Source organism: Stenotrophomonas sp. YJH_SMC_73 (assembly GCF_059370155.1).
In genome coordinates, this window is sequence record NZ_JCAFTJ010000010.1 from 196,456 (window position 1) to 206,545 (window position 10,090).

Annotated in this window: 10 protein-coding genes; all 10 read left to right on the forward strand. The window is 66.9% G+C overall.

Going from position 1 to position 10,090, the window contains the following annotated elements:
* Nucleotides 1–143: 143 nt before the first annotated feature.
* The 10 genes from AC5P8R_RS16700 to AC5P8R_RS16745 all read left to right on the forward strand — a co-directional run bounded on the left by AC5P8R_RS16700 (nucleotide 144) and on the right by AC5P8R_RS16745 (nucleotide 9,940).
* Entirely contained in the window at nucleotides 144–521 is a 378-nt protein-coding gene (locus tag AC5P8R_RS16700) for a VENN motif pre-toxin domain-containing protein (protein WP_032959340.1), read from the forward strand.
* The gene (locus tag AC5P8R_RS16705) at nucleotides 518–985 is read left to right on the forward strand and encodes a hypothetical protein (protein ID WP_136191730.1); all 468 of its coding nucleotides are present in this window, start codon (nucleotides 518–520) and stop codon (nucleotides 983–985) included. Before AC5P8R_RS16700 ends, AC5P8R_RS16705 begins: the two co-directional genes overlap by 4 nt.
* A 462-nt stretch (nucleotides 986–1,447) precedes the next feature.
* Entirely contained in the window at nucleotides 1,448–2,194 is a 747-nt protein-coding gene (locus AC5P8R_RS16710) for an N-acetylmuramoyl-L-alanine amidase (protein WP_032959392.1), read from the forward strand.
* A gap of 67 nt (nucleotides 2,195–2,261) precedes the next feature.
* Nucleotides 2,262–3,428 (forward strand): murein transglycosylase A, encoded by a 1,167-nt coding sequence (gene mltA / locus AC5P8R_RS16715; protein ID WP_032959393.1) that lies wholly within the window; start codon nucleotides 2,262–2,264, stop codon nucleotides 3,426–3,428.
* A gap of 108 nt (nucleotides 3,429–3,536) precedes the next feature.
* Nucleotides 3,537–3,851: a hypothetical protein gene (locus AC5P8R_RS16720; protein ID WP_005411860.1), complete on the forward strand. Its 315-nt coding sequence runs from the start codon at nucleotides 3,537–3,539 to the stop codon at nucleotides 3,849–3,851.
* 103 nt (nucleotides 3,852–3,954) lie between these two features.
* Entirely contained in the window at nucleotides 3,955–6,000 is a 2,046-nt protein-coding gene (locus AC5P8R_RS16725) for a TonB-dependent receptor (protein WP_495223647.1), read from the forward strand.
* Between the two features lie 115 nt (nucleotides 6,001–6,115).
* On the forward strand, nucleotides 6,116–7,177 hold the full coding sequence (locus AC5P8R_RS16730; protein WP_032959394.1) for a two-component system sensor histidine kinase NtrB: 1,062 nt from the start codon (nucleotides 6,116–6,118) through the stop codon (nucleotides 7,175–7,177).
* Entirely contained in the window at nucleotides 7,170–8,618 is a 1,449-nt protein-coding gene (gene ntrC, locus AC5P8R_RS16735) for a nitrogen regulation protein NR(I) (RefSeq protein WP_032959347.1), read from the forward strand. The genes AC5P8R_RS16730 and ntrC overlap by 8 nt, the downstream gene beginning before the upstream one ends.
* A gap of 93 nt (nucleotides 8,619–8,711) precedes the next feature.
* A complete protein-coding gene (locus AC5P8R_RS16740) occupies nucleotides 8,712–9,281 on the forward strand; it encodes a superoxide dismutase family protein (protein WP_014645498.1) in 570 nt (189 codons plus the stop codon).
* 32 nt (nucleotides 9,282–9,313) lie between these two features.
* A complete protein-coding gene (locus AC5P8R_RS16745; protein WP_014645499.1) occupies nucleotides 9,314–9,940 on the forward strand; it encodes a superoxide dismutase family protein in 627 nt (208 codons plus the stop codon).
* Nucleotides 9,941–10,090 lie beyond the last annotated feature (150 nt).

The following is a 10,090-nucleotide window of genomic DNA, read 5'->3' on the forward strand; positions in this document are numbered from 1 at the left end:
TGATGAAGGTCAACACGGCCTTGTGACTGAGGGCGATGGAATCGGGTGCCTGTGCGCAGCAAGATGGCGGCGGCAAATAGCCAGGCATACAGCGGCGCGGGGAAGTAGGGGGCATCGATGAGTACAACCGTGCACTGAACGCAGTGACGACGGCGCTGGTGGGCGGTGTGGCGGGACAGGGCGCTGGCCAGGCCGCGTCCAATGCACTGGCGCCCTATGCCGCTCACTTCATCGGCAGCACGCTTGACCCGAACCACGGCAGCGACCCCAATGCGACTCTGCAACTGCTGTCGCATGCGGTGTTGGGTGCGCTGCTGGCGGAAGCCGATGGTGGCAGTGCGGGAACCGGAGCCGTGTCCGCGGCCGGCGGCGAGTTGGCCGCGAAGGTACTGACTAATACATTGACCGGCGGAGACCCCTCCAAGCTGAGCCCGGAGCAGAAAGAGATGGTGCTGGCGTTGTCGCAGGCAGTTGGCGCACTGGCGGGCGGGCTGTCGGAGCAAAAGAAGGTCACGAAATGAGTGCTAGTGATGTGAAAGATGCTGGAAGAATTTCCGTTCAGGCTGCATATGTATTGATGTGCGTGTTCCTTCAGAAGTATATGGAGAGGGGGGAGGGGCAGGACACTCTTGTTGATCTGTTATCTTCGGGAGGGTCATTTCTATGGGCGAATGGCTTGCCCAACGATCCGGCAATGTGGGATGACTGGTGTGATGCATTTGCAGAGGTTGTCATCGTGGGGAGTGCTCTTAATTCTGAATTTTGTAGCGCACAAATTAATTCGTCGGGCGAGTACTTGGCGTTGCTGGATGCGTTCTCGGTAATGATGGTATTCCTTGAGTCGATTTTTGATCGATCTGGTGAGGATCTTCCGCTGTTCGAAGTTGTTGTTCGCCTTATGTCGCCTCTAGGTGATTCCGGTTGTCTTGATGATTCCTCTGTCTGGGCTGAGTGGGTGGAGTCGGTTAGGAAGGTGAGGGCATAGGGTTCTGGGCGGTTGCTTGTTCAATGGAGGTTGGGGTTAAACGGCCGCCTCGATGAAGTTGCTCGGCTTGACGGTGTTGCCAGTCTGTATGTCACCGGTCGAAGCAGTGGTGACGCGCCAAGGTAGATTTCTTCGCAATGCGGGCGCGGAGGGATTGACCAGATCGGCCACTGGCGGGATCTGAGGGGCCGTTGATGAATCATTTTGTTCAAGTTGTTATGACGGTTGTTCCTGGGTTCACGTGTCCACGGTGTTGGAATCGATTCGGCGGCATGGCTGGGTCCGTTTCGAGGATTGAAGGTAGGTGATGAGGAACTTGGGCGTTTGGCTATTCAAATTGGAGTTTGAGATTTGGGCATGAGGTGGGGGCGTTATTGAGTTTTTTGCATGACAGCTCCCCAGTTCTCCAGCGATCCGGACGAAGCGAAGAACCACGGCTGCAGTCATGGTTACAATCCGTCCATGATCAGCCCCCGCCTTCTGGCTTCCACACTGCTGGCCCTGGCCCTTTCGGCCTGCACCGCCACCGCGCCTGTGCAGCACAACCCGCTCGCCACCTGGGTCCCATCACCCAACCAGAACGCGCGCACCCCGGTCATCATCGTCATCCACCACACCGAGCAGAAATCGGTGCAGCAGAGCCTGCATACGTTGCGCACGGCCAACAGCGGTGGGCCGGTCAGTGCGCACTACCTGATCGGCGCCGATGGCCATCGTTACCAGCTGGTCGCTGATGAGCGCCGTGCCTGGCACGCCGGCGCCGGGCGCTGGGGCACCATCACCGATCTCAATTCGGCTTCGATCGGTATCGAGCTCGACAACGATGGCCGCAGCCCGTTCAGTGCGGCACAGATCGAATCGCTGATCGTGCTGCTGCGCGATCTCACCACGCGCCTGAACATCCCGCCGCGCCAGGTGATCGGCCATGCCGACCTGGCGCCGACGCGCAAGCAGGATCCGAGCCGCTTCTTCCCATGGCAGCAGTTGGCCGAGGCCGGCTTCGGCGTGTGGCCGCGCGCGGCCGACGGCGCGGCACCGGAAGGATTCGACGCGTGGAATGCGCTGGCCCGCTTCGGCTATCCGCTCGACAACCGCGACGCCACCGTCGCTGCGTTCCACCGCCGCTTCCGTGGCCGCGACGACCTGCCGAAGACGCTGGATGCCGAGGACGCCCGCATCCTGCACTCGCTGCTGCTGCAGACGCCGTGACTCCGCGCATGAACGCTTGGCCCCGCGCTGGGTTGCCGCCCAGCGGCCGGCCCGCCACCATGGCGGCATGATCGATTCCGCCACCTTCTTCAAGCGCAAGCACTGGACCCTGCTGGCAGCGGCCGTGCTCGCCGGTTGCGCCACCACCGCTCCCCGCACGGGCTCCGAAGCGCCCACGCCGACCTCGCCGCCGGCGGCCACCTACGCCAAGGTCGGCTGGAAAGCCCTGCCAGCGGTCTCGGACAGCGATCTGCAGGCCGGCTTCGTGGCTTGGCGCAGCAGCTGCGCCCGCCTGAAAAACGACGCTGTCTGGGCCAAGCCCTGCGCCACCGCCGCAGCGGTGTCAGACAAGAACCCGGCCGCGATCCGCCAGTTCCTGCAGCGCGACCTCGATGCCTATGCGCTGCGTGCCGGTGGCCATCAGGCCGACGGATTGATCACCGGCTACTACGAGCCGATCTACCCCGGCAGCCTGACCCGCACCGACAAGGCGACGGTGCCGGTCTACGGCACGCCGGATGATCTGGTGGTGGTGCAGCTGGACAGCCTCTACCCGGAACTGAAGGGCAAGCGCCTGCGCGGGCGCGTCGAAGGCAAGGTGCTCAAGCCCTATGACGACGCCGGCACCATCGCGGCCAAGGGCGCCAAGGCGCCGGTGCTGGCCTGGCTGACCGATCCGATGGACCTGCAGTTGCTGCAGATCCAGGGGTCCGGCCGCGTGCGCCTGGCCGATGGCAAGCAGGTACGGCTGGCCTATGCGGAACAGAACGGCCACCCCTACCGTGCCATCGGTCGTTGGCTGGTGGACCAGGGCCAGCTGAAGAAGGAAGACGTCACCATGGACGCGATCCGCGCCTGGGCCCGGGCCAATCCCGCGCGCGTGCCGGAACTGCTGCGCAGCAATCCCAGCTACGTGTTCTTCGTGCGCAATCCGGACAGCCCGGAAGGCCCGCGCGGTTCACTGAACGTGCCGCTCACTGCGGGCTACAGCGTGGCGGTGGACCGTACCGTGGTGCCGCTGGGCAGCCTGCTGTGGCTGTCGACCACGCGTCCCGATGGCACGCCCGTGGTACGCCCGGTGGCTGCGCAGGACACCGGCGGCGCCATCGCCGGCGAGGTGCGCGCCGACCTGTACTGGGGCAGTGGCGATGCCGCCGGCAAGCTGGCCGGCGACATGAAGCAGAAGGGCAACATCTGGATGCTGTGGCCGAAGGGCGTGCCCCTGCCGAACTGAACCAGCAGGGGGCGGATCCCTTTCCAAAGGAAAGGGCTCTGGCCCCGGATGCCTGATAATGGCGCCATTCCGAACTTTCCGGCCGCGCCTGCGGCCAGGACCCCTGCAATGACCTACGCAAAGCACAACGCAAAACCCGGCGCGAAATCCGCCGCAAAGAAGTACTACAAGCACTGGGCCGAATCGGGCCTGGGCAAGGGCAACGTGCTGATGGAAGCGCGCGGCGACAAGATCGTGCGGCAGGTGGAAATCTACGGCACCAAGATGGTCTGGGCCGACGAGCACGCCCACAGCGATGACCGTTTCCTGCTGGCCGACCAGCCGGTGTCGTTCCTGGATTTCGACGAGGACGACGAAATCTCCGCGCGTGAATTCGAAGCCGCCTGGAAGAAGGCACGGGAAGCCACCGGCTACCCGGTGTAATCCCCCCGGCTCCCGCCCTTGTAGCGCCGAGCCTTGCTCGACGCTGCAAAAGCGGGCATGTGAAATGTTATATGATTACATTTCACCGTAACCGCCCCTTCCCATGAAGACTTCCACCCTTGTGGCCGCCCTGGCGGCCGCACCGTTCGCCCCTGAAGCTTTCGCACAGTCCGCCGATGCCGCGCTCACCCTCGGCAAGGTGCAGGTGCACCAGCACGGCGAAGGCCAGCTCAGTGCGCACCAGGTGCTGACCTCGGTGGACGTGCTGGGTGCAGACCAGATCGAAAACCGCAACGTTTCGCACAGCTGGGAACTGCTCGGGCAGATGCCCGGCATCCAGCTCACCGAAACCCGGCAGGGTGCCGAATCGGGCAAGGTCAGCTTCCGCGCCTTCAACGGCGAGGGCTACCTCAATGCCATCAAGACGCTGATCGATGGCATCCCCAGCAACGTCAACAGCGGCAACCAGCGCTTCATCGACATGCTGTTCCCGCTGGACATCAGCTACATCGAAGTGGTGCGTGGTACCAACGATCCGCGCTATGGCCTGCACAACATCGGCGGCAACGTGAACTTCGGTACGCGCCAGGGCGGCAGCTACACCGATGCGCGCCTGGCCTACGGCAGCTACAACACCCGTGATGCGCAGCTGGCGATTGGCCGCGAAGCCAATGGCTTCGCGCAGAACTACTTTGTCGGCACCCAGGCCAGCGATGGTTATCGCGACCACGACACCTCCAGGAAGTACTCGCTGGGCGGCAAGTGGTTCTTCGGCACGCTGGACGAAGGGCTGCGCGTGGGCCTGACCGCGCGCGCCTACCACCATGAGGCCGACGAACCGGGCTTCATGACCGCTGAGGAACTGCGCACGCACCGCCGTGGCAGCGAGCTGCGCAACGGCAACGACGGCGATGACCGCGACATGCGCCAGATCGCCGCGCACGTCGACCTGAAGCTGTCCGACGCACTCACCTTCGGCACGCGGCTCTACTACAACCGCTATGAAGACGACCGCCGCGTGACCTTCAGCGACCTGCCCACCGGCAACCTGCCGCGCCAGCGCCGCGTGTGGGATGAACGCCAGACTGGCCTGCTCAGCACGCTGACCTGGCAGGCCAGCCCCGCGCTTACCGTCGAAGGCGGCTTGAACTACGAGCAGCAGGACAACGGCTATATCCGCGAGCGCTATGCCTACGCCGAACCGACCGATTACAGCCAGCCGCCGGCGCGCGTGCAGAACGACGACCGCCACAGCTTCGACAACTGGGGCGCCTACGTGCAGGCGATCTACCAGCCCGCCGAGGCGTGGAAGATCGTGCCGGCCTATCGTATCGATCGCTTCAGTGGCAGCACGCACCTGATGAACGGCATCACCGCCCGGCTGCAGGATTACGGCAGCATCGGCCAGCCCAAGCTGAGCATCATCCACAGCCTGGGCCAGACCACCCACGTCTACGCCAACTGGGGCCGCACCTTCCAGGTGCTGACCGGGTCCACCGCACCGGCCTACCTCACCCCGGGGCAGGCGCCGATGCAGCCGTCCACCAATACGGGCATGGAGCTGGGCCTGAAGTTCCAGCCGTTCCAGGGCGCCCAGGCGCGCCTGGCGGTGTGGCAGCAGGACGCGGAAAACGAGGTATCCAACATGCCTGCCACCGGCACCACGGTCACCCTGGGCAAGACCCGCCGGCGCGGCGTGGATGCGCAGTTGAGCCTGCAGCTGGGCGATGACTGGACGGTATGGGCGTCGCACGCCTACCAGGAAGCGAAGATCACCCGCGACGACCGCGATGCCGGCATTTCCCTGCACGGCCGCGAAGTGGCCGCCACCCCGCGCCACATCAGCAATCTGGGTGTGGACTACCGCGCCAGCGACGCGCTGCGCCTCGGCCTGCAGGCACGCGCGCAGGGCGACTACTACCTTGAGGAGCGCAACGTGGCCGGCAAGTTCGGTGGCTTCGCCGTGCTCGACCTCAGTGCTGCCTATCAGCTCACCCCGCGTTTCAGTGTGGACCTGCAACTGAAGAACGTCACCGGCCGCGAGTACGCCTACGCCTGGTACGACAGCTTCTTCTGGGACAGCGCCCGCCCGATGTTCTCGCCAGCCCCGGGCCGCAGCGTGTTCGTTGGCCTCAACATGAAGCTGTAACCGGCCCTGCATCTGGTAGTGGTCGAGCTTGCTCGACCTGCAGCAGGGGTCAGATCCCCTTCCGCCAGGAAAGGGCTCTGACCCCGAACCCCGCGTTTTGCACTACATTGGTGCAATGTCCGACCCCGCACCCCCGCCGTCCCTTGATGCCCTGGGCACGCCGCTGGCCTGGGCCGGGGCCGATGGCTGCATTGCCGGCTGCAATCCGGCCTTCGCCCGCTGGCTGGGCGTCAGCGTCCGGCGCCTGCTGGGTCGGCCATTGGCCGCACTGGAAGTGCAGGGCGAGGCGCTGGCCCATTTCCTGGCCCGCGATGAGCGCGACAGCCTGCGCCTGAACCGGCTGGCGCTGGCGGTGCCCGGCGAGGCGCCGCGCTTCGCCGAGGGCTGGATGAGCCGCCGCGACGATGGTGGCTGGCTGCTGGAGGCGCATCCGGTCGATGAATTCCCCGGGCTGGACCCAACCCAGGCGCTGCCCAGCGCGCTCAGCGCGGCGCTGAAGGGCCTGGCCCACGAGCTGCGCAACCCGCTGGCCGGGCTGAAGGGCGCGGCCCAGCTGCTGGCCCGCCGCGCGGCGCAGCGCGACGCCAGCGAACGTGAGCTGATCGAACTGATCGGCTCGGAGATCGAGCGCCTCAACGGCCTTCTCGACCAGCTGCTGTCGCCGGCCCCGGCCGCGCCGCATGCGGAACTGAACATCCATGCCGCGCTGGAACGTGTGCTGCGCCTGGCCGAGAACGAGGCCGGCTGGGCGGTACGCCTGCAGCGCGACTACGACCCCAGCATTCCCGAATTCCACGGCGACGCCGACCGCCTCACCCAGGCGGTGTGGAACCTGGTGCGCAACGCGATCCAGGCCGGTGCCGGCAGCATCACCCTGCGCACCCGCGTGGAGCATGGGGTGCGTATCGCCGAGCAGCTGCACACGTTGGCCTTGCGCCTGGAAATCGCCGACGACGGCCGTGGCGTGCCCGAGGAGCTGGCCGAACACCTGTTCCTGCCGCTGGTCAGTGGCCGTGCCGAAGGCACCGGGCTGGGCCTGGCACTGGCCCAGCAGGTCGCGCGCGAGCATCGCGGCACGCTCACCTACCGCTCGCGTCCGGGCCATACCGTGTTCACCCTGCTGTTGCCGATCGGCAACGGCGCCGCTCCTGCCGAGGAGGCCCCGCGCGATGTCTGAGTCCCCCACCACCGCACAGCGCATCTGGGTGGTCGACGATGATCGTGCGGTGCGCTTCGTACTGTGCACCGCGCTGCGCGAGGCGGGGTACCAGGTCGTTGATTTCGACAGTGCCGCTCCCGCCCTGCAGGCGTTGAGCGCGGGCCCGCCACCGGCGCTGCTGTTCACCGATGTGCGCATGCCCGGCGACGATGGCCTGGTACTGCTGGACAAACTCAAGGCCGCGTTGCCGCAGCTGCCGGTGGTGGTGATGTCGGCCTATACCGATGTCGCCAGCACCGCCGGTGCGTTCCGCGGGGGCGCGCATGAATTCCTGTCCAAGCCGTTCGACCTGGACGATGCCGTGGCGCTGGCGCAGCGTGTGCTGCCGGCCGTGGCGCCCGCGCTGGCCGCCCCCAGCCCCGCCGCCGAAACGCCCGGCGACCAGCCGCCGCAACTGGTGGGCGATACCCCCCCGATGCGTGCGCTGTTCCGCGCCATCGGTCGCCTGGCGCAGGCACCGCTGGCGGTGCTGATCACCGGCGAGACCGGCACCGGCAAGGAGCTGGTGGCCAATGCGCTGCACCGCGAATCGCCGCGTGCGCAGGGCCCGTTCGTCGCGCTCAATACCGCCGCGATCCCGGCCGAACTGCTGGAGAGCGAGCTGTTCGGCCACGAAGCTGGCGCCTTCACCGGTGCGCAGCGCCGTCATGTCGGCCGCTTCGAGCAGGCCAACGGCGGCACGCTGTTCCTGGATGAGATCGGCGACATGCCATTGCCGCTGCAGACCCGTCTGCTGCGTGTGCTGGCGCAGGGTGAGTTCTTCCGCGTCGGTGGCCGCGAGCTGATCCGCGTCGATGTGCGCGTGGTGGCCGCCACCCACCAGGATCTGGAAGGCCTGGTCGCGCAGGGCAAGTTCCGCGCCGATCTGCTGCATCGCCTGGACGTGGTGCGCCTGCAGTTGCCGCCGCTGCGCGAGCGCCGCGAGGACATCGCGCAACTGGCCAGCACGTTCCTGGCCGCCGCCGCACGCAGGCTGGATACGCCGCCGAAGCGCCTCACCGCCGCGGCTCTGCAGGCGCTGCGCGAACACGACTGGCCGGGCAACGTGCGCGAACTGGAGAACGTGTGCTGGCGGATGGCCGCGCTGGCCGCCGCCGACACCATCGGCGTGGCCGATGTCGATACCGCGCTGAACCGCGCGCGCGGCCGCCGCAACAGCGGCAGCGCAGCCGATCCGGGCCAATGGGAAGCGCTGCTGGCCGAATGGGCGCGCCGTCAGCTGGCCGAGGGCGTGGAAGGGCTGCACGCGCAGGTGCGCGAGCGGGTCGACCATGCCCTGCTGGAGGCAGCGCTGCAGATCACCCACGGTCGCCGCGCCGAAGCCGCTGCCCGCCTCGGCCTCGGCCGCAATACCCTTACCCGCAAGCTGGGCGCCGGGCGCCGTCGCGGGGGCCATTGAACGGTCCCTGCACGCGATCCTCGCGCCCGCTTGCCGAACCGTTGATCGTTCATGGACGATGCAATGCTTAGTGTCACCTGCAAGGAGTCTTCGATGCGTCTGTCCTTTGCCATCCTGCCGTTGTCCGCCGCCGTGCTGCTGTCTGCCTGTGGCAGCGCGCCGAAGAAGGCCGAGCCCACCCCGCCGCCGCCCACCGTGGTCAGCGCAGCGAAGCAGGGTGAGGCCAATCTGTCTCCGGCCTCGGCCAGCATCGTCAGTGGCCGCATCGCACTGATGGTGGAGCCCGGCGGTATCCACATCACCGGCCTGATCGGTGGCCTGCAGCCGATGCAGCAGGCCGGCTTCCACATCCACGAGCGCGGCGACTGCAGCGCGGTGGATGCCAGCAGCGCCGGCAACCACTTCAACCCCGGTGGCGCCGCGCATGGCCGCGCCGGCACCGGCAAGCACCACCTGGGCGACATGGACAACCTGCGTGCCGATGCCCAGGGCCGCGCCAACGTCGATATCCACCTCAAGGGCGTTACCCTTGGCGGAGGCGCCGCCACCGATATCGCCGGACGTGCACTGGTCGTGCATGCCAACGCCGACGACTATCGCAGCCAGCCCGCCGGCAATGCCGGCGTCCGCATCGCCTGTGGCGTGATCCGGGTCGTCCGCTGATCACTGCAGGCAACATCCAGGGAGAGATTCCAATGCGTCTGATCCACACTTCGCTGTTTGCGGCCATCGCCGCGCTGGGCCTGGCGGCCTGTAACCAGCAACCGGCCGCGCCGCAGGCGGAAACCCCGCCGGCCGCCCCGGCCGAGGGCGCCACCACCGAACCGGCCGCAACGCCAGCCCCGGCGGCTGCACCGGCTGCCGATGCCTCGGCCACCGCCGAACTGGCACCGACCCAGGGCAACGAAACCAAGGGCAGCGTCACCTTCAAGGTGGTCGACGGCAAGGTCCACGTGACCGGCCAGATCACCGGCCTGAAGCCGGGCAGCGAGCACGGCTTCCACATCCACGAGAAGGGCGACTGCAGCGCCCCGGACGGCATGAGCGCCGGCGGCCACTTCAACCCGGGCAAGCAGGATCACGGCAACGTCGCCACCGATCCGCACCACGGCGGCGACATGCCCAACATCAAGGCCGACGACAAGGGCGTGGCCACCATCGACGGCCCGGTGTCGAGCAATGTCAACATCGGCAAGGGTGATGACTTCGACATCATCGGCCGCGGCCTGATCGTCCACGCCGATGCGGACGACTACAAGACCCAGCCGACCGGCAACGCCGGCGCACGCCTGGCGTGTGCGGTGATCCAGAAGGCCCCGTAAGAATCAAGGAACGCCGGCGCAAGCCGGCGTTCTTCATTATCGGTAGTGCCGGCCGCTGGCCGGCAATCGCAGATCCGGACGTTGCCGGCCAGCGGCCGGCACTACTCGTCTTCAGCGCGCCAGCAGTTCGCGCGCGTCCTGCCCGGCCTC